22 protein-coding genes are annotated in these 23,847 nt (G+C 46.2%); 14 read left to right on the top strand and 8 right to left on the bottom strand.

Annotated elements, in window-relative coordinates; translation table 11 throughout:
• On the top strand, positions 1-307 hold a 307-nt coding region (locus tag L865_RS0118535), incomplete at its 5' end, for an integrase core domain-containing protein (protein WP_028774613.1).
• Between the two features lie 36 nt (positions 308-343).
• Here L865_RS0118535 and trhP read toward each other — a convergent pair.
• Complete coding sequence (gene trhP, locus L865_RS0118530) at positions 344-1,708, bottom strand: prephenate-dependent tRNA uridine(34) hydroxylase TrhP (protein ID WP_028774612.1); 1,365 nt, start codon at positions 1,706-1,708, stop codon at positions 344-346.
• 278 nt (positions 1,709-1,986) lie between these two features.
• Between trhP and L865_RS0118525 the strand changes: the two genes are divergently transcribed.
• Complete coding sequence (locus L865_RS0118525) at positions 1,987-2,829, top strand: HDOD domain-containing protein (RefSeq protein WP_028774611.1); 843 nt, start codon at positions 1,987-1,989, stop codon at positions 2,827-2,829.
• 53 nt (positions 2,830-2,882) lie between these two features.
• Positions 2,883-4,376 carry a putative bifunctional diguanylate cyclase/phosphodiesterase gene (locus tag L865_RS0118520; RefSeq protein ID WP_028774610.1) on the top strand — a complete coding sequence of 498 codons (1,494 nt, stop codon included), beginning with the start codon at positions 2,883-2,885 and terminating at the stop codon, positions 4,374-4,376.
• A gap of 12 nt (positions 4,377-4,388) precedes the next feature.
• Here the strand turns inward: L865_RS0118520 and L865_RS0118515 are convergent, their stop codons facing one another.
• Positions 4,389-4,835 (bottom strand): thioesterase family protein, encoded by a 447-nt coding sequence (locus L865_RS0118515; protein ID WP_037471567.1) that lies wholly within the window; start codon positions 4,833-4,835, stop codon positions 4,389-4,391.
• A 131-nt stretch (positions 4,836-4,966) separates the two neighbouring features.
• Positions 4,967-5,716 (bottom strand): substrate-binding periplasmic protein, encoded by a 750-nt coding sequence (locus L865_RS0118510; RefSeq protein WP_028774608.1) that lies wholly within the window; start codon positions 5,714-5,716, stop codon positions 4,967-4,969.
• Between the two features lie 320 nt (positions 5,717-6,036).
• On the opposite strand from L865_RS0118510, the gene L865_RS0118500 reads away from it, so the two are divergent.
• The 3 genes from L865_RS0118500 to L865_RS0118490 are packed head-to-tail and all read left to right on the top strand — an operon-like array spanning position 6,037 to position 11,462.
• Positions 6,037-9,075: an EAL domain-containing protein gene (locus L865_RS0118500; RefSeq protein WP_028774607.1), complete on the top strand. Its 3,039-nt coding sequence runs from the start codon at positions 6,037-6,039 to the stop codon at positions 9,073-9,075.
• A 55-nt stretch (positions 9,076-9,130) separates the two neighbouring features.
• Positions 9,131-10,396: a DEAD/DEAH box helicase gene (locus tag L865_RS0118495; RefSeq protein ID WP_028774606.1), complete on the top strand. Its 1,266-nt coding sequence runs from the start codon at positions 9,131-9,133 to the stop codon at positions 10,394-10,396.
• A gap of 25 nt (positions 10,397-10,421) precedes the next feature.
• On the top strand, positions 10,422-11,462 hold the full coding sequence (locus L865_RS0118490; protein WP_028774605.1) for a CobW family GTP-binding protein: 1,041 nt from the start codon (positions 10,422-10,424) through the stop codon (positions 11,460-11,462).
• A 108-nt stretch (positions 11,463-11,570) separates the two neighbouring features.
• Here the strand turns inward: L865_RS0118490 and nadK are convergent, their stop codons facing one another.
• The gene (gene nadK, locus L865_RS0118485) at positions 11,571-12,449 is read right to left on the bottom strand and encodes an NAD(+) kinase (RefSeq protein WP_028774604.1); all 879 of its coding nucleotides are present in this window, start codon (positions 12,447-12,449) and stop codon (positions 11,571-11,573) included.
• A gap of 100 nt (positions 12,450-12,549) precedes the next feature.
• Here nadK and grpE point away from each other — a divergent pair, with 100 nt between their 5' ends.
• Positions 12,550-13,167, top strand: coding sequence for a nucleotide exchange factor GrpE (grpE, locus tag L865_RS0118480; protein ID WP_028774603.1), 618 nt, complete (start codon positions 12,550-12,552; stop codon positions 13,165-13,167).
• A gap of 89 nt (positions 13,168-13,256) precedes the next feature.
• On the opposite strand, the gene dxs is transcribed toward grpE, so the two are convergent.
• Genes dxs through xseB form a run of 3 tightly spaced genes read right to left on the bottom strand, consistent with a single transcriptional unit; the run spans position 13,257 to position 16,269 of the window.
• Positions 13,257-15,125 carry a 1-deoxy-D-xylulose-5-phosphate synthase gene (gene dxs / locus L865_RS0118475; RefSeq protein ID WP_028774602.1) on the bottom strand — a complete coding sequence of 623 codons (1,869 nt, stop codon included), beginning with the start codon at positions 15,123-15,125 and terminating at the stop codon, positions 13,257-13,259.
• Between the two features lie 22 nt (positions 15,126-15,147).
• Positions 15,148-16,029: a (2E,6E)-farnesyl diphosphate synthase gene (ispA, locus tag L865_RS0118470; protein ID WP_028774601.1), complete on the bottom strand. Its 882-nt coding sequence runs from the start codon at positions 16,027-16,029 to the stop codon at positions 15,148-15,150.
• The gene (gene xseB / locus L865_RS0118465; protein ID WP_028774600.1) at positions 16,030-16,269 is read right to left on the bottom strand and encodes an exodeoxyribonuclease VII small subunit; all 240 of its coding nucleotides are present in this window, start codon (positions 16,267-16,269) and stop codon (positions 16,030-16,032) included.
• A gap of 402 nt (positions 16,270-16,671) precedes the next feature.
• On the opposite strand from xseB, the gene pomA reads away from it, so the two are divergent.
• From pomA to thiI, 3 genes are all read left to right on the top strand, one after another.
• Positions 16,672-17,439, top strand: coding sequence for a flagellar motor protein PomA (pomA, locus tag L865_RS0118460; RefSeq protein ID WP_028774599.1), 768 nt, complete (start codon positions 16,672-16,674; stop codon positions 17,437-17,439).
• Between the two features lie 4 nt (positions 17,440-17,443).
• Positions 17,444-18,406 (top strand): flagellar motor protein MotB, encoded by a 963-nt coding sequence (locus L865_RS0118455; RefSeq protein ID WP_028774598.1) that lies wholly within the window; start codon positions 17,444-17,446, stop codon positions 18,404-18,406.
• Between the two features lie 148 nt (positions 18,407-18,554).
• A complete protein-coding gene (gene thiI / locus L865_RS0118450) occupies positions 18,555-20,009 on the top strand; it encodes a tRNA uracil 4-sulfurtransferase ThiI (RefSeq protein ID WP_028774597.1) in 1,455 nt (484 codons plus the stop codon).
• A gap of 172 nt (positions 20,010-20,181) precedes the next feature.
• Here the strand turns inward: thiI and L865_RS0118445 are convergent, their stop codons facing one another.
• Positions 20,182-20,409 carry a hypothetical protein gene (locus L865_RS0118445; RefSeq protein WP_028774596.1) on the bottom strand — a complete coding sequence of 76 codons (228 nt, stop codon included), beginning with the start codon at positions 20,407-20,409 and terminating at the stop codon, positions 20,182-20,184.
• A 182-nt stretch (positions 20,410-20,591) separates the two neighbouring features.
• Here L865_RS0118445 and L865_RS0118440 point away from each other — a divergent pair, with 182 nt between their 5' ends.
• The 4 genes from L865_RS0118440 to rlmM all read left to right on the top strand — a co-directional run bounded on the left by L865_RS0118440 (position 20,592) and on the right by rlmM (position 23,708).
• Complete coding sequence (locus tag L865_RS0118440) at positions 20,592-21,503, top strand: transcriptional regulator GcvA (protein WP_028774595.1); 912 nt, start codon at positions 20,592-20,594, stop codon at positions 21,501-21,503.
• Positions 21,484-22,158: an alpha/beta family hydrolase gene (locus L865_RS0118435; RefSeq protein ID WP_028774594.1), complete on the top strand. Its 675-nt coding sequence runs from the start codon at positions 21,484-21,486 to the stop codon at positions 22,156-22,158. The genes L865_RS0118440 and L865_RS0118435 overlap by 20 nt, the downstream gene beginning before the upstream one ends.
• Complete coding sequence (locus L865_RS0118430; RefSeq protein ID WP_028774593.1) at positions 22,151-22,540, top strand: DUF423 domain-containing protein; 390 nt, start codon at positions 22,151-22,153, stop codon at positions 22,538-22,540. The genes L865_RS0118435 and L865_RS0118430 overlap by 8 nt, the downstream gene beginning before the upstream one ends.
• An 85-nt stretch (positions 22,541-22,625) precedes the next feature.
• Positions 22,626-23,708, top strand: a complete 1,083-nt coding sequence (gene rlmM, locus L865_RS0118425) for a 23S rRNA (cytidine(2498)-2'-O)-methyltransferase RlmM (RefSeq protein WP_028774592.1) — start codon at positions 22,626-22,628, stop codon at positions 23,706-23,708.
• The last annotated feature ends 139 nt before the right edge of the window (positions 23,709-23,847 follow it).

The following is a 23,847-nucleotide window of genomic DNA, read 5'->3' as shown; positions in this document are numbered from 1 at the left end:
TATTCACCACTCAGACAGAGGGATACAGTACTGCTCATCTGAATACCAAGCGGCACTAGCCGCCTATGGAATGACCCCATCAATGACAGATGGATATGACTGCTACCAAAATGCACAAGCAGAGCGTGTGAATGGTATTTTGAAGCAAGAGTTTTTGCTTAGTCGCTGCAGAACGATGAAAGAGCTTGGCGTTTTAATCAAGGAATCGATAGAGATTTATAATCAATTACGGCCGCACCTTAGTTTAGGAATGAAAACCCCAAATGAGGTGCATGAAAAAGCCAGTTGGGAATACCAACTGGCTTAATAAAAACCGTCAACCTATTTTAGGACTAGACATAGCTTATTTATCCGTGTGTGGGTTACGGGTATTTTGGCCATCGGTTAAATTGCGCATCAGTACGGCTTTTTCAACGTCAACATCTTGTGGCACTGGCAAGAATACAAAATGCCCAGAACCTAATCCGGCTTCTACAGATTCGCCTTTACGGTTCATTAGCTGTTCGATGGTTAGATTGATGTTGCCTTGCGGCGTCATGAGCTCGACACTGTCGCCGACAGAGAACTTGTTTTTAACGTCAATCTCAGCCATGCCTAGCTCATTACGCTTACCGGTAAATTCACCAACAAACTGCTGAGTGTCGCTGATGGAATAACCGTAGTCATAGTTTTGGTATTCGTCATGGACGTGACGGCGTAAGAAACCTTCAGTATAACCACGGTGAGCTAGACCTTCTAGTTGATACATCAGTGCTGGATTAAACTCGCGGCCAGCGGCAGCATCTTCAATGGCTTGACGATATAGCTGTGCGGTGCGTGCCACATAGTAGAAAGACTTAGTTCGACCTTCAATTTTAAGTGAGTCTACCCCCATCTTAGTCAAACGTTCCACGTGCTGGATAGCGCGTAAATCTTTTGAGTTCATGATGTAAGTGCCATGTTCATCTTCAAAGGCTGGCATGTACTCACCAGGGCGCCCTGCTTCTTGCAGCAAAACGATATCGCTAGATGGCTCACCGGCACCTAAAGTGGGAGTTTCTATTTGTACATCTGGGTTCACTGCAATCACATCGCCAGATTCAGTTTCTTTGGCCTCATGTACGCCGTACTTCCATCGGCAAGCATTGGTGCAAGTGCCTTGGTTTGGGTCACGCTTGTTAATGTAGCCTGATAATAGACAACGTCCAGAGTACGCCATGCATAGTGCACCGTGGACAAACACTTCAAGCTCAATATCAGGGCAGCGCTGACGGATCTCTTCAATTTCATCGAGTGAAAGTTCGCGAGACAGGATGACTCGTTTAATGCCTTGCGATTCCCAAAACTTGACCGAGGCCCAGTTAATGGCGTTGGCTTGTACTGACAAATGGACATCTTGATCAGGGAAGGCTTCGCGAACCATCATAATCAGCCCAGGATCTGACATGATCAGCGCATCAGGCTGCATGTTGACCACAGGCTCCATGTCTTTGATGTAGGTTTTGAGTTTGGCGTTATGCGGTGCAATGTTGCTAACGACATAAAGCTTTTTACCTAAGCTATGTGCTTCTTTAATCCCTGTCGCGAGATTTTCCATCTTAAAGTCGTTGTTACGTACTCGAAGACTGTACCTCGGTTGCCCGGCATATACAGCGTCTGCGCCATAAGCGAAAGCGTAGCGCATATTTTTTAGGGTGCCGGCAGGCGAAAGCAGCTCAGGTTTAAACATAACATCTCTCAATTAACGATAACGAGGTTAACTCGGGGGCGGGCATTTTACTCAATGCAGTAGCTGTTATGCAAATCTAACGCTGTTTATTTAATCAGCGTCAGCTTCGCTAGACACACTTAGCTAAATAAAATGACCTATTTTTTTTAAATGGCTACCGAGTAATAGTTATTTTAGCTAAAATTACACAGCGCATTAACGAATGTGTCGCTTTACTTTAATAATTATTCGACGATTTAGATTGTTGTGGCCAATTTGGCAACCCAAAAGGAGTACAAATGTCGACAGAGCATCAGCTGTTGGTGGGGTTATTGAAAAAACTAAAGGCTGACGCCTTAGTGCTGCCAACCTTGCCTGAAGTGGCAATGCGGGTGCAAGAAGTGGTATCTCGTCCAGACTCTAGTCCCAAACAAGTGGCTGAAGTGATAGGCCAAGATGCCGCTATATCAGCGCGAATGATTAAAGTAGCCAATAGCGCCATGTATTCGCGCGGCATTAAGGCCGAAAATATTAATAGTGCCGTAACTCGCATTGGCTTAACCCAGATCAAATCAATCGCTACCTCAGTGGCAATGGAGCAGTTGTTTATTTCAACGAATGAAATGGTGTGGGAAGTGATGGATGAGGTTTGGACTGCATCGATTGATGCCACTTCAGCCGCCTGTGCTATGTTGACCAAATATAACAAAACTCATCCAGGTAGCGGCATAAACTATGACACGCTCACCTTAGCGTGTTTGGTGCATAACATTGGCGCGCTACCGGTACTGACAGAGGCAGAGGCTCATCCAGATGCCTTTACTAGCATTGAGCAACTTAGGGCATTGGTGCGTAAAATGCAGGGGCCCATTGGCCGTGCAGTACTGAAAACATGGGAGTTTGCTCCTGAGGTGATGGAAGTGGTTGAACGGTGGGCAGATCTGACTTATCTACCGGATAATGTCGGATATTTAGATTTTGTTCGCGCAGCCGCATTCTATACGGGTGAATTACGTGCGGGTCATGATTTACATGAACGCTTAGATGTATTTGTTCAACGCGGCTTGCCTGTTACCCCTGAGTATTTAGGCTCAGATGAGTTTTTGGATAACTATCATTCTATTAAACTAAGTTACGAGTAGTCGGTTTTTACTATTTAATTGGAGTTTGACATCAGCATTACGGAAGTTTTGGATTGTTAGCCAATATAGATTGGCTAACGATAATCCTTATAGGGTTACTCGCCGCTGGTATCTGTTATGGATACTGGCATAGACGAACACAAAAGCAGTATTTATCTAACTTAGTCACTAAGCTTAAATCTGATGGCAGTGTCGACATTAACGAGCTCGAGCAGGCGCCAAGCCTCTATCATGGGCTAGTTAATCAGCTGATAAAAAAGCCATCAGCCGATTCAGTCACGCCGTTAAATCACGATAAGCTTACCGGTTTGCTTAATCGAGTCGGACTCAAACAGCGGCTGGCGCCATTGATGCCAATTACCCATGGCTGCTTTATTCTTATTGATGTCTATCGCTTTCGTTATGTCAACGATCTGTTCGGTTTTCATTTTGGCGACAAGCTGTTAGTTGCTTTGAGCGAGCGCTTAAGTGAAATGTCACTGACCAGCAAATTAATGGCTCGCATGAACCAAGATGAGTTTTTGCTATTTGACGTTAATCCTTGGAGTCGACAGCAAATCGAGGACTTACAACAGCAGTTGCAAGCGCCGATTGTGATTGATCACACACCTGTCAGTTTACAGTTTCAAATCGGTTATTTGGATTTAGCACTGCACCATGGAGATGTCAGTCAGATGCTGCGCAGAGTCGATTTAGCGGTAAATCGAGCCAAAGGCTTACGGCAGCGCATTGCAGATTATCAACTAGGTGAGGATGCGGCTCAGTTTCGCCAACTTAATATTATTAATCGGTTGCCCAAAGCCTTGGCGCAAAATGAGCTTTATCTCGTTTATCAACCTAAGGTGAATTTAAGTGATAATTCAGTGACTCACGTTGAAGCGCTCATTCGCTGGGAAAGTGAAGATTTAGGCCGTGTCTCTCCTGCTGAATTTATTCCATTATTAGAGTGCGCTGGCATGATAGAGCTAGTTAGCCACTGGGTTATCGACACGGTGTTAGCGCAACAAGCCTATTGGCAACAAGTGGGTATGACGCTACAGGTAGCGGTTAACTTGTCCATTGAAGATATCGATAATGCCGTGCTTAAAGAGACCTTATTTGACTTACTTGAGGATCATAAATTACCGCCGCATGTGATTGCTTTAGAGGTCACTGAAAGCCAAATTATGCACGATATGCCCAGTGCGATTGCGGCGCTTGAGCATTATCGTAAAGCTGGAATTAACATCTCGGTGGATGATTTTGGGACCGGCCACTCTTCTATAGCGTACCTTAAGCATCTGCCCATTGATGAAGTTAAAATTGATAAAGCCTTTCTTGATGGGCTCGGGCACGATCCCCAAGCACTGCATGTATTACAAAGCGCCGTTGAGCTCGCTAAGGGCTTAGGGTACGGGGTGATTGTTGAAGGGGTTGAAACCCCTGAGCAGTTGCAACTTATACGTGAGCTAGCGGTAGATAAAATTCAGGGAGAGCTATTGGCTAAGCCGATGACTGCACCTGAGCTAGAGATGAACTGGAAGGCGCTAAATGCGCCTTCCAATTAACGACACTGGCAACTAGTTTAGTTGCTTTTGTTCGCTTGCTGCTTGGGACAGCTGCGCCACAAGGGATGGTGTCATTGGCGCGAGTTGGCGCTGTTTATTCATGCAAACCATCTCAATGGTGGCGGTCACGGCGGCTTTAGTTGCGCCCGGGCGCCATATTTCTTGCTTCCATACTGTGCGGTATTTACTTTCGAAATAGAATCGAGTGCGCACATCGATTATCTCAGCAAACTCGACGCCATCATGGCATAACATATCTGAGCGATAGACCGCAAAGCCTAGACCTTGCTCGTCCCAGAGAGAGGCCAACGTATCAGCACCGATAACATGCTCTCTGGCCCGCTCAAAGTACTTAAGAAAATTAGGATGGTACACGACACCAGAAAAATCAGTATCTTCGTAGTAAATTTGTACAGGGAAGTGGAATGTTTCGCTCAGTTTTGCGCTAGAGTCGCTCATTAAAATCAAATCGCTGGCTAAAAAACGCTAGTCTACCACAGCTAACCTATGACGTAAGATGCCAATACTGAGGTCGTGCCTGTTGACGAGGGCTTACTCAGCCACATTTTAACGACAGCTTGTTAGTGTGATTATTTCACCATCGCCATAATTTGTTGATAGCTACCGTCTGCTTTTAATGCAAGCAAGCCTGCATCTAAGGTGTCAGCCAATGTTTGTGCATCAGGGTTTTGTTTAGAGAATGCGAGGTAGACAACACCGGTATGGTTGTGAAATTGACGGCTGATATCACGACTGACCTGCATGCGTTGTAGATATTGCTTAGCCACTTGGTCATACATAATGGCAGCATCAATGCGATTGAGTAATAGCAGGTTGATAAGTTGATTGTGATTTGACACTGCAAGTAGCTCAAGCTGGTCGAGATGGATCAGCTCATCGCCATATTCATAACCTTCAATAATGCCGATTCGGGTGCCGGCTGGCAATTGGTGTTTAGTTGAGACCTTTAACGGGTGGCGATTGTTTTGATAAAAAGATGCGCTGGCGGTAAATAACGGCTGTTGGCCAAATACAAATAGATGTTCGGTACTTTGTTCTTTTACTAAGTTAAATACACCATCAACTTGACCTTGCTGCGCCATTTTTAAACCACGAGCATAGGGGACAATGATGCTATCTACGTTGACTTGCATACGCGAGAAAGCACGATTGATTAATTGATGCGAGAGGCCTTGGCCACTTTGGTCAGCAAACGGTGCCCAGTTATCTTCAGCGGCTAGTTTTACCGATGCAGGAGGCGTAACTGGAGGATTAGCGATCGCTATCAAGCTAACACTCAATAGGGCAATCAGTACAATAAGTCGTTGGCAGATTGGCATAATAGTCCTTTTATCCAAATCATCCTTGGCGAGCTATTGTTCATGAGTTTGGCTTTTAATTCAAGTTAATGCGCATAAAGCCGCTTTAGATAGCCAGTCTCCGGTAATGATTTTTACCGTTAATCGCGCAGCCGGATGGCGAACCACCCAAGCTTACGGGTATTGCCTAGGCGGTAGCCTTGATAATAGGGCCTTATGGGCTAAGCCGCTGGGCTTTTGGGTTGATTTATAACCGATAAAGGGTATTTTTATATCTTCATCTGCTACACTCAAACCCAGATCCATCATTAACTTAATATGTTGATAGCCAAAATATTAATATGAACCAAGACGTGATTTTTACGCTTATTCAAAATGCTGCATTGTTACTCGCGATGGTATTTGTCTATGACGCCATTCCGCGCAAGCAGCGTAGCACTCATTTTCACTTATGGCGTTTAGTCGTTGGGTTTGTGATAGGTATTGTGACTATCACCACCATGATGACCCCTTGGGAATATCAACCCGGCATATTTTTTGATACCCGCTCAGTCATTTTAGTCATTTGTGGTCTCTATTTTGGTGGCTTGCCAACTTTGGTTGCTGCTGCAATGGCGGTAGTTTATCGATTCATTGAAGGTGGCCCAGCAGTATGGGCCGGCATCACAGTAATCGTACTTTCTGGGGCGATTGGAGTACTGTGGCGCTATAACCGTAAAAATTACATCGCTGACTTATCGTTCAAGGAGCTGTACTTACTGGGGTTCTTTTTGCATTTAATGATGCTGGCCTCGATGTTTTTACTACCCAATGATCTTGCCTTTAGCGTGTTGTTCCAAATCAGTTTACCGGTTTTGTTGATTCTGCCTTTTGTGACAGCGTTATTAGGCAGCTTGCTTTCAAGACGACTTGAAGTTGAACGCGATGTGCGCATTCAGCTTCAAGATGATTTTATTTTCCGCTCGCAATTTAATATCGGCAATATGGGAATTGCGATTACATCGGTCGATCAGCACTGGATTAAAGTCAATCCACGACTATGCAAAATGCTCAAATACACCGAAGAAGAACTGCTTAAGTTAACTTGGTCGGAAATGACTTACTTTGAAGACTTAGAAGCGGACTTGCTGCAGTTTGAGCGCATGTTGGCCGGTGAGATTGATGAGTACGAAATGGACAAGCGCTTTATCGCTAAAAACGGTGAAATTATCTATACCCATTTAACCGTAGCATGCCGGCGTATGAATGAGCAGGTGGAGTTAGTGATTGCCGGTTTTGTTGATATTAGCCAAAACAAACGCGCAGAGAAACAGATGCGTGATAGCCAGGAGCAACTGGCATTGGTGCTCGACAGCAGTAATTTAGGCATGTGGGATTGGAACATTAAAACCAATCAAATTAAAAGAAATGCTCGCTGCGCTGAACTGCTTGAGTGCGATATTGAGCAGCTTAATAGTAATGACCGTCAATGGTTAGATGCTATTCACCCTAAAGACAGAATCGACGTGTTGGAGTCGATCGATAAGCATCTGCATGGTGACACAGAAGAGCATAGCATTGAGTATCGCCTCAATACTTTGACCGGTGGGCAGAAGTGGATTCAAGACACCGGGAAAATAGTCAGTCGAGACAGTGACGGAAACCCGGTACGTATGTGTGGTATCCATGCTGATATTACCGAGCGTAAGCAGGTTGAAGCGTCGTTGAATTTAGCGGCCTCAGTTTATAACTGCTCCACCGAGGCGATGAGCGTTCAAGACAGTAAGGGCCGTATTATTACCACCAATGCCGCCTTTACCCATATGACAGGCTATGAAGAGTCAGAGGTTCTTGATAAACACATCCGCATTCTACAAGGTGATAAAACGCCTTTATCCCAGTACGATAAAGTGAGTAAGTCGATTTTAGAATCTGGACGTTGGCAAGGTGAGCTATGGCTTAAGGGCAAGTCAGGTAATGAGTTTATGGTGTGGTTGACCATCAACACGGTTTACAACAACCAAGGTGAGCCTTATCGCCGCGTGGCGCTTTTTTCTGATATTACCGAGAAGAAACAAGCCGAGCATATTATCTGGCGTCAAGCCAATTACGACCCGTTAACGGGCCTACCTAATCGGCGCATGTTATTAGAGTATTTAGGTACCGAGATCCTTAAAACCACCCGCAGCGAGCGTCACTTTGCGTTGATGTTCTTAGATTTAGATTTCTTTAAAGAAGTGAATGACACGTTGGGTCACGACATGGGTGATCAGTTACTGCAAGAAACCGCCAAGCGTCTTAAAGGCTGTATCCGAGAGTCTGATGTTGTGGCCCGGTTAGGTGGCGATGAGTTTACCGTGGTGCTCTCTGGTGTTGCTGAAGCTAAAGATGTCGAGCGTGTCGCTGAAAACATTTTACGGCGAGTGGCTGAGCCATACAGTCTAGGCAGCGAAACCGCTTTTATTAGCGCCAGTATCGGTATTACGTTATACCCTGATGATGCGACAACCATTGAAGGTTTACTTAAGCACGCTGACCAAGCGATGTACGCCGCAAAAGCGCAAGGTCGTAACCGATTCCATTACTTTACCCCCTCTATGCAAGAGCGCGCCAAATACCGCATGGGGTTGATTAAAGATTTGCGTAAAGCGTTAGCCAATAATGAATTTGAGATTTACTACCAGCCAATTGTCGATTTAACTTATGATCAGGTTTACAAAGCAGAAGCGTTATTGAGGTGGAATCATCCAGAGCGCGGCGCTGTATCACCTGCAGAATTTATTCCCATTGCAGAGGAAACTGGCCTGATTAACGAAATTGGCAACTGGGTCTTTGAGCAAACCTCAGCGCAAAGTGCTTTTTGGCGAGAAAAATACCAATTGGCAATTCAGATCAGTATCAACAAATCTCCAATTCAATTTCGTGATGAGGGCGATCAGTTTGAACACTGGCTGGCGCGCTTAAAAGAGCTCAAATTATCCAGCAACGGTATCTGTGTCGAGATCACCGAAGGCTTATTGCTTGACGCATCTATGGGGGTGTCGGAAAAGCTCTTGGCTTACCGAGATGCAGGTATTCAGGTGTCGTTAGATGATTTTGGTACCGGTTACTCATCACTTGCCTATCTAAAAAAGTTCGATATCGATTACCTTAAGATTGACCAGTCGTTCACCCAAAACCTAGAAACGGACAACGATGATGCCACCCTGTGCGAGGCGATTATTGTGATGGCACATAAGCTGGGTATGAAAGTGATTGCTGAAGGGGTAGAAACTGAGTTTCAAAAGAAGCTGCTACAAGATGCCGGTTGTGATTTTGGTCAGGGCTATTATTTTTCACGGCCGGTGCCGCTCGATGAGTTCGAACAAAAATACTTGCTGCCTTTTCTACCACAGGCATAACTAATGGCGCCATTTTTTGTTAGAATGCGCGCCCTCTTTATTGTAAGGGCTTGGCATGACATTCGACAGCTTTCCACTTTCATCGCAGCTTATTGATGCGATAGCCATTTGCGGTTATCAAAATCTAACCCCAGTACAGCAACAAGTCATGCCAATTGCGTTAGCGCGGCACGATGTGATTGCTTGTGCGCAAGCGGGCACAGGTAAAACCGCTGCCTACGCCATCCCTATGTTGCAGTGGTTGCTCGACAATGCTGACGATAGTCAATCGATTAAAGCCTTGGTGATGACGCCAACGCGCGAGCTAGCAATTCAAGTTGCCGAAAATATCCAGCAATATAGTCAATTTACCGAGCTGAAAACCGTTGCTGTCTACGGTGGAGCCAACATCAACCCTCAGCGCAAAGCGATTGCTGCAGGTGCGGATATCTTAGTGGCTACGCCAGGGCGCCTGTTTGACATCATAGGCCAATATTCAGTTGAGCTGTCTAGCGTCGATACGCTGATTATCGATGAAGCCGACAGGATGTTAGATTTAGGCTTCGTTAAAGATATTGAACGCATCAAGAAGCACCTAAAACCGCAGCACTGTTGTCAGTTATTCTCTGCCACCTACAGTGAGGGGATTGCGCAACTAGCCCACAAAATGCTCAATGATCCGCAAAAGGTCAACATTGAACCAGGTAAGCAAGCTGCCACTATTGAGCAATGGGTGTACCCCGTTGATAAACGCCGCAAAGCTGAGTTATTGGCAGAGCTCATTGGCCGTAACAATTGGCGTCAGGTGTTGGTGTTTGTCAGTACCAAAGAAAGTGCTGAGCTATTACTGCAGGAGCTGCATTTAGATGGCCTTAAAGGTGCGGTCTTCCATGGTGACAAAACGCAAGGCGCCCGCAATCGTGCTTTAGAGCAATTTAAATCGGGTGAGCTGCGGATATTAGTGGCTACCGATGTGGCCGCTCGAGGCTTAGATATTGAAGCGCTGCCGCTAGTGATTAATCTTGAATTGCCATTTGCAGCAGAAGACTATGTGCATCGTATTGGCCGCACAGGTCGTGCTGGTATGGCGGGTAGAGCCATCTCTTTTGTTAGCCGCAACGATGAAGTGATGTTAGCCGATATTGAAACGCTCATCGGCCAGGTGATTGATCGTAAGGTGCAGCCGGGATATGAAGAGGGTGCACCGCTTCCTGAGCGTTATCGGCAACTGCTTGTTGAGCCCAAAGCTAAGAAAACCTTTAAACACAAATCTCGCAGTAAAAGCAAACGCGCCACGGGTAAAGGTGGCTACGCGGCAAGGCGTGCTAATCAGTCTCGGTAGTAAGCAGTCATCATAAGGAGCAGCGATGATAGTACAAGCAATAGCCACTAATGTTATTACCGGATTTCTCGGGGTAGGCAAAACGAGCTTTATTCAAGGCCTACTGGCCAGCAAACCGAGCAATGAGCGCTGGGCGGTGTTGGTTAACGAGTTTGGTGAAGTGGGCATTGATGGCAGTCTGCTAGGCAGCAGTGATAATCAAGTACAAATTAAGGAAGTGCCAGGTGGCTGCTTATGCTGTGCGGCGGGAGTGCCCCTGCAAGTGGCTATTACTGAGCTTATTCGCCGCAGTAAACCCGACCGTTTATTGATTGAGCCTACCGGGCTTGGCCACCCCAAAGCCATTATTAAGTTATTGATGCAAAGCCAACTGGCATCCACCCTAAAAATTGAGCAAAGTTTATGTTTAGTCGATGCCACCAAAGTGGCTGACAAGCGTTACACCGAACATGACATCTTTCAGCAGCAGATCCAGATTGCCGATACGGTACTCGCTGCTAAGGCAGATAGTTATCAATCGGATGAACTTAAGCAACTGCAACAGCTATTAAAGGCATGGCAGCTTGAGGCGAATCTTGTACCTTTGAGCAGTATCAATGCCGATACAGAGCGCTTCGCAAGCGACTATCAGCCACTATTGCATGGCCGCAGTGCTCAAGCTGCACATTTGGCTCAAAGTGTGAAACCTGCGGCGATGAGCGTATTGCAGCCAGTATCGATATTTGCCGATACTGCGCCGCAGCAGATAGATTTTGATGCTGATGGCTGTTTTCACTGTAGTAATAGTCATGACGGTTTTGAAACCGCCAGCTGGGTATTCGATGTTAGCTACGAGTTTGAATTTGATGCGCTGGTGAGTTGGATTAAATCTTTGTCGGTTCTGCGCCTAAAAGCGGTACTCATTACCGATGAAGGTATTGCCGCTTTCAACTATGTTGACGGGCAATTGTCAGTGCAAGAGTTGGATGATGTGATGGACTCGCGCTTAGAGGTGATCGCCGACTCAGTGCAACAATGGTCAACCATTACGGCGCAGCTGCAAGCCATGTCGAAACGTTATGCCTAAGGGCTTAGGACATTAGGTTCATAGAGCGTGAGCAATCGCACTTTCAGTATGTGCATTGACTAAGATATCAAAACAACAAAGGCGCGGTAAGCGCCTTTGTTAAGTTGATCAAAATAACTTGCTACCCCAGCCGAGTTTGTTCCTCAGCACGTGAAAGTAGTTATAACCCTTAGGGTGAATTAAGCGAAGTCGCTCATGGCTGCGTTTAACCATAATCTCATCACCAGGCAACACGGGCAGCATGACGTGGCCATCGCAGCTTACTTCCAAATTGTCACCGTTCTCAGGCGATACTACCAACTTAATGATGCTGCAGGCATCGACCACAATCGGTCTACACGACAATGTATGGGGGAACATCGGCACTAATATCAGCGCTTCTAAATTCGGCGTTAAAATTGCGCCACCAGCAGACAGTGAGTAGGCAGTTGAGCCCGTCGGGGTTGAAACAATCATGCCATCGGCACGTTGGCTATACATGAATTTGTCATCAATATAGACTTCAAATTCGATCATATGTGCAATTTTACCCGGGTGAAGTACTGCTTCATTGACTGCGGTATTACTGGATTTCAATGCGCCGTGACGATACACCTCAGCTTCAAGTAAAAAACGAAATTCAGTTTCGTAATCACCATCGAGTACTTTACCTAAAGATTCTTCAAAGGTATCTGGGGGAAGGTCGGTTAAAAAACCTAGATTACCGCGGTTGACACCAATTACCGCGATATCAAAGCGAGCAAGCACTCTTGCGGCGCCAAGCATATTACCATCACCGCCAACCACAATGGCTAGGTCACAGCGCTCGCCAAGTTCGAGTAAATCAACAGAGTGGGCTTGAGGGCCTATCTCTGTTGCGACTCGCTCTTCAACGAGGAGATCATAGCCTTGCATTGTTAACCAATGGTGCAAGCGCTTAAGGGTTTTGTGAGTCCCTTGGTGATTTGGTTTCCCAATTAAGCCTATTGTGTGAAAAGCTTTGCTCATATTTATGCTTGATCCGTGCCTTAGGGCTTGAAACCTCGAATTTGATCCCCATAATATGCCCAGAGCCTGCAGAAACAAAGCATTTTTAGTTGGAGTGAGAATGAGCAACGAGCCAAACAAAGCACAAGAACCGCAAATTGATGAGGCAGTAGAAGCCGAAGTCACTACTGAAGCTGGTGGTGAACAAGCGAGTTTAATGGATGAGCTGACTCAAGCTAATTTTCGAGTAGAAGAATTAGAGCAAGCGTTAGCGGCTGCTGAAGCCAAAGTCGAAGAGCAAAAAGACTCTGTTGTTCGTGCAGCAGCAGAAGTAGATAACATGCGTCGTCGCGCCGCGATGGATGTTGAAAAGGCACACAAGTTTGCCTTAGAGAAGTTTGCCAATGAGCTACTTCCAGTGATAGATAATATGGAGCGTGCATTAGCGGGTACTGACGCTGAAGCAGAAGCGAGCAAAGCCATTTACGAAGGGGTTGAACTAACCTTAAAGAGCTTTGTGAGCGCGGTTGAGAAGTTTGGCTTATCGCAAGTTGATCCACAAGGTGAAGCATTTAACCCAGATCACCACCAAGCGATTGGTATGCAGCCAAGTGCCGAGTTTCCAGCTAATACCGTCATGATGGTGATGCAAAAAGGCTATCTGCTCAACGAGCGTTTATTGCGCCCAGCTATGGTCATGGTATCGCAAGGCGGCGGGTCGGTAGATACGCAAGCTTAAGCCTGATTGGAGATAACAAAAAAGCCTCACAAAGTGAGGCTTTTTTTATGGCCGACTAACGACCCAATTTACTTATAGCTCGGCTTAGATTAATCAGCTAAATACGCCTGTATTTGTGCCAATATCCCTGCACCGTCTAATTGCAACTCAGCGAGAATCGCTTTTGAATCCCCGTGCTTGATGAACTCATCTGGTAGGCCGATATTCAGCACTGGCATTGGCATTTTCAGTTGCTGCAAAGTCTCTAGTACAGCAGAGCCTGCGCCGCCCATAATGGCATTCTCTTCAACGGTAACAATAACATCGTGTTCGCTGGCTAATTGCTTAATTAATGCGGTATCGATTGGCTTAACAAAACGCATATCGGCTAGGGTCGCATCGAGTTGCTCTGCCGCTTCGGCTGCGCTGGCTAAGGTGGTACCAAAATTCAATATGGCAACTTTCTGTCCGCTGCGCTTAATGACTCCTTTACCAATAGGTAGAGCGGTCATCTCTTCAATCTGCTCGGCGCCAGTGGCGCTGCCACGCGGGTAACGCACCGCGGTTGGCCCATCGTTGTAACAATAGCCAGTGTATAGCATCTGTCGACATTCATTTTCATCCGACGGTGCCATTATGACCATATTAGGGACAGTTCGCATAAAGCTTAAATCAAATGCGCCTTGGTGTGTTGGCCCATCGGCACCAACGATACCACCGCGGTCAATGGCAAATAACACCGGTAGCTTTTGCAAAGCCACATCATGAATAAGCTGATCATAACCACGCTGTAGGAAAGTCGAGTATATGGCAACCACAGGTTTGTAGCCTTCACAGGCAAAACCTGCACCGAAGGTAACTGCATGTTGCTCTGCAATGGCCGCATCAAAATACTGCTTAGGGAAGCGCTGTGAAAACTCGACCATGCCAGAGCCTTCACGCATAGCGGGGGTAATACCCACCACTTTTTCATCTTTGGCAGCAATGTCACAAAGCCAGCGGCCAAATACCTGCGAGAAAGTCGGATTAGCCGGCTTTGAAGCCGGTTTTTCAAAGGTAGATGGGTCGAATTTAGGCACCGCGTGCCAACCGATAGGATCTTTTTCTGCCGGCTCATAGCCACGACCTTTCTTAGTCATGATATGTAAAATTTGTGGGCCAGATAGATTACGCATATTGCGCATGGTTTCCACTAGACCATCGACATCATGGCCATCAATAGGGCCGATGTAGTTAAAGCCTAGCTCTTCAAATAACGTGCCTGGCACTACCATGCCTTTGAGGTGTTCTTCGGTGCGCTTAGCCATCTCTTTAATGGCGGGCATACCTTTTAACACTTTCTTGCTGTTTTCACGAATAGTCGTGTATAAACGACCCGACATTAATTGAGCTAAATGGTTGTTAAGCGCACCGACATTCTCAGAGATAGACATTTCGTTATCATTGAGCACCACCAACATGTCATTGTGCAGATCGCCAGCATGGTTCATGGCTTCAAAGACCATCCCGCCTGTCATGGCACCATCACCAATCACGGCCACCACTTTACGACCAGCTTGCTCTTTTTCCGCGGCAACGGCCATGGCTAAGGCTGCACTGACAGAGGTGCCGGAGTGGCCAACGCTGAAGGTATCGTATTCACTTTCTTCACGCCACGGGAATGGATGTATGCCGCCTTTTTGGCGAATGGTGTGCATTTTGTCGCGTCTGCCGGTCAAAATCTTGTGCGGGTAAGCTTGGTGTCCCACATCCCAGATTAATCGGTCAAATGGCGTGTTATAGACGTAATGAAGCGCCACAGTCAATTCAACTGTGCCGAGGCCTGATGCAAAGTGACCACTGGAAATACCTACTGATTTCAATAGGTAACTTCTTAGCTCATCGGCTAATTGTGGTAGTGCAGCTTGAGGAAGCTGACGTAGCTCTTCAGGCTTATTTGCCTGTGCAAGCACAGGGTATTGAGAAATATCCAAACTCATATCGAGATTCTTTGTCTCTTGATTATACTCTTCGCGTGATTATGTAGCGGGCGAAGTCGGCAATTAACTGACTATTGTATGGTAATTTGGTCAGCGCTGATAGGGCTTGTTCAATCAAAGCTTTCGCTGTGTCTTGAGCCCCTGATAACCCTAGTAATTTAGGGTAGGTACTTTTATTGGCGTCACTATCTGAACCCTGCGGTTTACCTAGCTCTTCGGTGCTGGCGATGATATCGAGTACATCATCTTGCACTTGAAAAGCTAAGCCGACAGATTCAGCATAGGTTAATAAATGTTGCCGTGTCATCTCATCGGCATCGGCTGCAATTAGCGCGAGCTCGACAGAGCAGCGGATAAGTGCGCCAGTTTTTAACTGGTGCAATTTAACTAAGGTCGGGTAATCAATCTGTTGGTTAGTGGCTTGCAAATCGATTGATTGGCCGCCACACATACCACTGTATCCCGACGCTTTTGCCAGCGCATTTATCATCGCAATTTGCTGCTTAGCACTGAGCGGGCTGTCAGCTTTAGAGATGATTTCAAATGCGAGTGTTTGCAACGCATCACCAGCCAGTATGGCGGTTGCTTCATCAAATGCGATATGCACTGTAGGTTGGCCGCGGCGCAGCTCGTCGTCATCCATCGCTGGAAGGTCATCGTGGATGAGCGAATAGGCGTGAATACACTCAATGGCTGCCGCTGCAGCATCGAGTTTGGCCTGCGGCACAGATAATAACTCGCCAACCGCGTACACCAAAAATGGACGAATGCGCTTACCACCAATAAGTGCGCCATGTTTCATGGCCGCTTTTAGCTTAGGTTCGGTCTCGCCAAGTGCGTCGATATAGGACTCAAGTTGTTGATCAACTCGAGCGCGATATAAGTTAATGGCTTCAGTTAACACTTACTTACCTTCGTTTTCATAGGGCTGCAATTGCTCTTCTTCCCCGTCCTGGGTGAGAATTGCCACCTTTTGTTGGGCTTGCTCTAGTTTACCCTGAGAGTGACGCACCAGCTTGATGCCTCGCTCGAACTGTTTCAAGGCATCATCCAGCGCCACATCGCCTTGCTCTAGGGCAGAGACAATGTGTTCAAGTTCATTGAGGGATTCTTCAAAGGTCAGATTTTCAGGTTTTTTAGCCACGATGCGTTTTCCTTGGATTGAGCGAAAGACAAGGTATATCAGCTACGGATAAGGGTCAAATCGCCATGCTGTATATTTGGTCAATAGCACGCTTTATGCCGATTTTTTTATAAAAATTTGTAATTGTAGCTAAACTTGCGGGTAAGCTGTCCGATAATTGATATAGGATGTTATCCTAAACCTAGGATAATTATATTCTAAAAGCGAAAGCTAGCAGTGACTTTTATTCGCTAAATTAGCGTGATTTAACAGGGTTTGGTTAAAGTTTGAGCGTTTTTGCCAGCCAGTTGATCAAAGAACTAATATTTTTGGGTGTTGTATAGCTAGGTACATGACCCGTTTATTTTGCTTACTGATCAAAACCCGCGGTTTTGGAAACAGTCAAAGACTCAAGGAGCAGTTGTGGATTTAGCAACCCTTATCGGCCTCATCGGCGCATTTGGTTTCATCATTATGGCGATGGTCAGTAGTGGTGGTATTGTCATCTTTATTGATGTGCCTTCTGTGCTCATTGTGATGATAGGCTCCTTGTTTGTGGTGATGATGAAGTACAACCTCAAACAGTTTTTAGGGGCAATTAAGATTGCTGCCAAAGCCTTTATATTCAAGATAGATAAACCCGATGAGCTTATTGAACAATCTGTGACGATGGCTGATGCAGCCCGTAAAGGTGGGTTCTTAGCCCTAGAAGAAGCGGAAATCACTAACAGTTTCATGCAAAAAGCGGTTGATATGTTAGTCGATGGTCATGATGGCGATGTGGTTCGTGACGCATTAGAAAAAGATATTGCTCTGACCGAGGAGCGTCATAAAACTGGGGTAGGCATCTTTAAGGCCTTGGGTGATGTGGCACCGGCCATGGGGATGATTGGTACCCTGATTGGTTTGGTGGCGATGCTTTCTAACATGGACGATCCTAAATCCATTGGTCCAGCGATGGCCGTTGCCTTGTTAACCACGCTGTACGGCGCGATTATTGCCAACATGATTGCGATTCCTATTGCCGATAAATTGCAGCTGCGAGTCAATGAAGAGTTACTTAATCGTAATCTAATCATGGATGCAGTGCTTGCGATTCAAGACGGTCAAAACCCACGGGTGATTGAAGGGTTCTTGAAAAATTATCTTTCTGAAAAGCAAAGACAAATAGATACAACGGACGGGGAATAATCCCATGGCAAAAAAGGTCAAATGTAATTGTCCTCCACCGGGTGCGCCTATGTGGTTGGCTACGTTTGCAGATTTGATGTCATTGTTGATGTGTTTTTTCGTGCTGTTGTTGGCGTTTTCTGAAATGGACGTGATGAAGTTCAAACAGATCGCCGGTTCGATGAAGTACGCGTTTGGTGTACAAAACAAAGTCGAAGTGAAAGATATACCTAAAGGCACCTCGGTGATTGCGCTGGAGTTTAGACCCGGCAGGCCTGAGCCCACGCCGATTGAAATTATCAATCAGCAAACCAATGAAATGACCGAACAAACCATTGAATATCAGGCCGGTGAAGATGCCAGTGCTGGTGGTGTACAGCAGCAACGTGGTGAGCAGCGCGGCGGCGAGTCTTCATCAACGGCGCAGCAACAGGCTGAGTCTAAATCTCAGTCACAGTCTGAAGCAGAAGCGAAGCAAAAACAGGATCAAGCGGCGGCCCAAGAGCAAGTCAATGAGCAAGTGAAGAAAATGGCTCAAGAGCTCAATAAAGAGATTGTTGATGGTGCGATTGAAGTGGAATCTCTCGGTCAGCAGATCATTATTCGAATTCGAGAAAAGGGGGCATTTGCATCGGGGTCTGGCTTCTTGCAGCCGCGCTTTAAGCCCGTTGTACGCCGTGTTGGCGAGCTGCTTAAAGATGTTCCGGGAATCATTACCGTATCAGGCCACACTGATGATATGAATATCAGCAACGAGCTATACAGCTCAAACTGGGATTTGTCGAGCAAACGTGCTGTCGCTGTGGCTCATCAGCTTATTCGGGTGCGCGGTTTTGACCAGCAACGTATGAAAGTGGTCGGCATGGCGTCATCTGATCCTCTGGTGGAAAACACCAGCGCGGCCAATCGGGCCCGCAATCGCCGCGTAGAGATAGCCATCGAGCAAGGTAAAGCTAAAGAATCCGATGAAATATTAGTGGGTCAATAAATCGCAAAAAGCCTGTCATGTTGACAGGCTTTTTTTGTTGGTTAACTTTCTGCGTCTGATCATAGGCAAGCTAAGCACTAACTTGATATAATGGCGGATTAATCTTTGATTCAAATTAGCTGTTGAATACCAACCCCGCGGGACGTCCATGAAATTTATCGTAAAACTGTTTCCTGAAATCATGATGAAAAGCAAGCCGGTAAGAATGCGTTTTACCAAGATGCTTGAAACAAACATTCGTAATGTACTAAAGAAAGTCGATGAAGATGCTAAAGTACAGCGCCAATGGGATAAAATTTTGGTGATGGTTCCTGCCGACAAACCAGAAATGGTAGCGCTATATGCCGAGCGTCTTAGTTGTATTCCTGGTATTGCCCACGTACTCCAAGTTCGCGAAAGTACTTTTGAGTCAGTTGATGATATATACCAGCAAACGATTGCGCTCTATAACGAGCAGCTAACCGGTAAAACATTTTGCGTGCGCGTCAAACGAAGCGGTAAGCATGAGTTCAACTCCATTGAAGTTGAGCGCTATGTGGGCGGTGGTTTGAACCAACATACGCAAGCAGCCGGCGTAAAATTGAAGAACCCAGATATGACGATTAATTTAGAAATTGATCGTGACAACTTATACTTGGTCGAGAAGCGCATTCCGGGTTTAGGTGGCTTCCCTATGGCGACTCAGGAAGACGTATTGTCGCTAATCTCTGGTGGCTTCGATTCCGGCGTCTCGAGCTATCAGTTCATTAAACGTGGCTCTCGTACGCACTATTGCTTCTTTAATCTTGGCGGCGACCAACATGAAATTGGCGTTAAGCAGGTGGCTTATCACTTGTGGCAGAAGTATGGCGAGTCGCATAAGGTGAAATTTGTCTCAGTGCCATTTGACCCAGTTGTGACTGAAATTCTTGAGCGCATTGATAACGGTCAAATGGGCGTTATCCTTAAACGCTGTATGATGCGTGCTGCTAGCCGTGTTGCTGAACGCATGGGTATCCAAGCATTGGTGACTGGCGAAGCTATGGGGCAGGTGTCTAGCCAAACCTTGACCAACCTCAACGTTATTGATCGCTGTACCGATACGGTGATTTTACGCCCGCTTATCGTGATGGATAAGCAAGATATTGTGAATATTAGTCGCCAAATTGGTACTGAAGATTTTGCCAAGTCAATTCCTGAGTACTGTGGTGTCATTTCGCAAAAGCCAACGGTAAAAGCGGTATTATCAAAAATTGAAGCCGAAGAGCAAAAATTCTCCGAAGATTTGATTGAGCGTGTGGTGGCGGCAGCTGAAATCATGGATATTAGGGATATTGCAACACAAATGGATACCAAAGTGGCGTCAGCTGAGACGGTTGAAGATTTAGCCGCGGGTGAAGTGGTGATTGATGTCCGTGCGCCAGAAGAAGAGGAGCAAAGCCCACTTGAGCTAGAAGGTATTGAAGTGAAGGCGATTCCATTCTTTAAATTGGCGACACAATTTGCTGATCTAGATAAAAGTAAGACTTACTTGTTGTATTGTGACCGCGGTGTCATGAGTAAGCTGCAAGCGCTGTACTTGCAAGAGCAAGGCTATGACAATGTTAAGGTTTACCGCCCATAGGCGTTGCCCGTAGCAAGCCCAACTAAAAGCCGCTGTTAGCGGCTTTTTTTATAGTTTGATAAAACCTTAGCAGATTAGCTCTTGATGAGATAGAAAAAGTAGCAGGTACAAAAAAGCCACATACTCAGATGTGGCTTTCAGCTGGGCTATCAGGCATTATCGCCAGAGTGTATTACTCTGAATGCTGAACGTTAGCCGTTGTTTCTTTGTCGCTTTCTGTAGCGACTAGCATGGCATTAACGTCGTCGTTTAGGTCCTGCTGCATTGCTTCTAGACCTTCGGCTAGCTGAGCGCTAATGGCGGCGTGTAAATCGTTAGTATCAACAACGATTTCGTCAGCGTGTACGTTAGCGGTGCAAGCGAGTAAAGCAACAGTTGCTAGTGTTTTTAGGTTCATCATGGTGTTCGCCTCCGGGCGGATATTCGTCTTGGGGTTAGACACTCCCCAATACGTCGTAGAGGCTGTCTAACTGCACTTAATTTCTTGGGGTGAAATTTAGTCAAAATTGCTTCGCTTTACAAACGATAAAATGTAACAATAAGGATTAGTAAATCTAATCCAAATATGAGATCGAGATCACTATGTCGAGACGATTGCCACCGCTAAATGCCGTGAAGGCTTTTGAAGCCGCAGCAAGACATTTGAGCTTTACCCGAGCTGCTGAAGAACTGTTTGTTACGCAAGCTGCTGTTAGTCATCAAATAAAAGCGCTAGAAGAGTACTTAGGGTTAAAACTGTTTAGGCGTAAAAACCGCTCTTTACTGCTTACCGAAGAGGGGCAGGGTTACTTTCTCGATATAAAAGATATTTTTGTGCAACTAGCCGATGCAACAGATCGTTTACTTGCGCGTAGTGCTATTGGCTCGCTGACAGTCAGCACTAGCCCTAGTTTTGCCATTCAGTGGCTGGTTCCGCGCTTATCTAAGTTCAGTGAAAAGAACCCCGACATCGATGTGAGAATTAAAGCGGTTGATGACGAGGATAGCTCCTTAGCCGATGATGTTGATGTGGCCATCTATTATGGTCAAGGTTCATGGCCTGGGGTGCGTGCTGATAAACTGCGTAATGAGGTATTAATTCCGGTTTGTTCACCGATGTTACTCAGTGGACCTAAGCCGCTGGCTGAACCAAGTGATCTGAAACATCACACCTTATTACATGACTCAAGCCGACATGATTGGCAGGCTTGGTTTAGACAATGTGGAATTACCGATATTAATGTGAACCAAGGTCCAATCTTTAGTCATTCATCTTTGGTTCTACAAGCTGCGGCACACGGTCAAGGCATAGCATTGGGCTATAGCGTATTAGCCCGCCCTGATATTAAAGCAGGTCGTCTGGTGTGCCCGTTCCCTGAAGTCTTGCTCAGTAAAAATGCTTATTACTTGGTGTGTCAGCAGAATCATGCCGAAATCGGTAAGATTGCGGCGTTTCGTGAGTGGATGTTAGATATGTTTGAAGAGGAGTCACGCAGTGAACTATTACCAGGTTGATGCTCCTTTGGTGGAGGCTGAGTTGTTGCCTAGCCAAGTTCGCCTAGAAGGCAATGTGAGTGACACCTTAGTGATTTTCACCCACGGTGCTGGCGCCAATATCGACAGCGAGTTTATGCAACAGTTTTCTGCCGGGCTGGCCAAGCAAGGTGCTTGGGTCGCGAGCTTTAATCTACCTTATATGCGGGCCAATGCCGTTGACGGTAAACGTCGACCACCAGATAGGGCGCCCAAGCTGCTAAAAGACTTTGCGATTCATGTTGCTGAGCTTAAGCGGCAGTACCAACCGCAGCGTATTGTGCTGATGGGTAAGTCAATGGGTGGACGCATGGCGGCGTGGTTAGCCAATGAGGTATCGGTTGATGGGGTGGTGTGCTTAGGTTACCCGTTTGTGGCGTTAAAAGGTGGAGAGCCAAGGTTAACTCCGCTGGCGCAATGCCAGGCACCAGTCATGATATTGCAAGGCGAAAGAGATAAGTTTGGCGGCCTAGACCAAGTTGAAACCTGGATTGACGGCCTAGAGATAAAACTGCACTGGTTGCTTGATGGCGATCATAGTTTTAAACCGCGCAAGTCGTCAGGCACCACTCAAGAGGCTAATCTCGAACAAGCGATACACGCGAGTATCGAGTTTATTGGAGGTTTAGATGCATAAAGGTTTTTTGTTATTAGCCTCGTTAAGCGGCTTTATTGCAGTCGCGCTTGGGGCATTCGGTGCCCATGGTTTAAAGCGCATTGCTTCACCTGAGATGATAGCGATATTTAACCTTGGGGTTGAATATCAGTTTTATCATACCTTTGCGCTAATCGCGGTGGCATTTGCTGGGCATTGGTTAACCTCGCGGTTGTTGGCGTGGGCCGGGTATTTGTTTATTGCAGGCATGGTGTTGTTTTCAGGATCGTTATACCTATATGCGTTATTGGGAACAAAGTGGACTGGTCCTATTACGCCGTTAGGGGGCGTATGCTTCCTACTGGGGTGGTTATTTATCGCTGTGGCAGTTTGGCGTAACCGCGTGGTCGAGTTAAACGATTAACCATCAGCCGCTGTCTATTGTGTCATTTCAGTGTAAAATGGCGGGCAATTAACGTTGTACGCCATTTTTTGTGCAGGAACCCCCAATGATAAACCTATTTTTATTTTGCCGTGCTGGTTATGAGGAAGAGTGCGCTGCTGAAATTCAGCACCGTGCAGCTGAGCTTGATATCGGCGGCTTCGTTAAAACCAATAATAACGATGCTTATGTGATTTTTCAGTGTTTCCAAGATGGCGATGCTGAAGTGTTGGCGAAGAAAATCTCATTGGATTCATTGATTTTTGCGCGGCAAATGTTTGCAGCTGCCAAGTTGCTTAAGTCTTTACCAGAAGCAGATAGGGTCTCTCCGATTGTTGAGGCGTTAGCCAGTGTTAGCAAAGCAGGCGAGCTGAGGGTTGAAACCCCAGACACTAATGAAGCCAAAGAGCTATCGAACTTTTGCCGTAAGTTTACTGTGCCTTTACGACAAGCACTTAAACGCAGTGGCGCATTAACAGAAAAAGAGAATCCTAGAAGGCCCATCATTCATGTGTGTTTTGTGGCTTCGGGTACCGCTTATGTGGGCTATTCGCTGAGCAATAACTCATCGCCTCATTACCGTGGTATTCCGAGACTAAAGATGGCTGCCGATGCGCCAAGCCGTTCAACATTGAAGCTTGATGAGGCATTTATTCATTTCATCCCCAAAGATGAGCAAGAGCAGCGCCTGCGTAGCGGGTTGAATGCGGTGGATTTAGGGGCTTGCCCTGGTGGCTGGACTTATCAGCTTGTGCGCCGTGGTATGTTTGTTGCGGCAGTCGACAATGGGCCGATGAACGAAGATTTAATGAATACCGGCCAAGTTAAGCACTATACTGCCGATGGGTTTCGTTTTGAGCCGCCACGTAAAAATATTTACTGGTTAGTTTGCGATATGGTAGAAAAACCTTCGCGCGTTGCCGAGTTAGTTGAAGCTTGGGCCATTAATGGTTGGTTTAAAGAGGCTATCTTTAACCTTAAGTTACCAATGAAGAGTCGCTACAAAGAAGTGTCGCAAATTTTGGCTACCATGCAGGAAATTTTAAAAGAGAATGGCGTCGAAGATTTTCATTTAGCCTGTAAGCACCTTTATCATGATCGTGATGAAGTGACGGTGCATTTATGGTTGCGCCCACAAACAGGCTTCTAATACCAATCAGTATAAACATTTAGTCACTCAGCGAGAGTTTAGCGGTTCTGAGGCAAGGTCTTTAAATGCTCCTGCATTAATGACATTCACCACATCCATGTGGTTTGCAACGAGTGAAGAGCATAGTTATTCTACGGTT

This window comes from Shewanella waksmanii ATCC BAA-643, from assembly GCF_000518805.1.
Taxonomy (GTDB): Bacteria; Pseudomonadota; Gammaproteobacteria; order Enterobacterales; family Shewanellaceae; genus Shewanella; species Shewanella waksmanii.
Note: the sequence above shows the minus strand (reverse complement) of the source record. Positions and strands in the feature narration are given on the sequence as shown.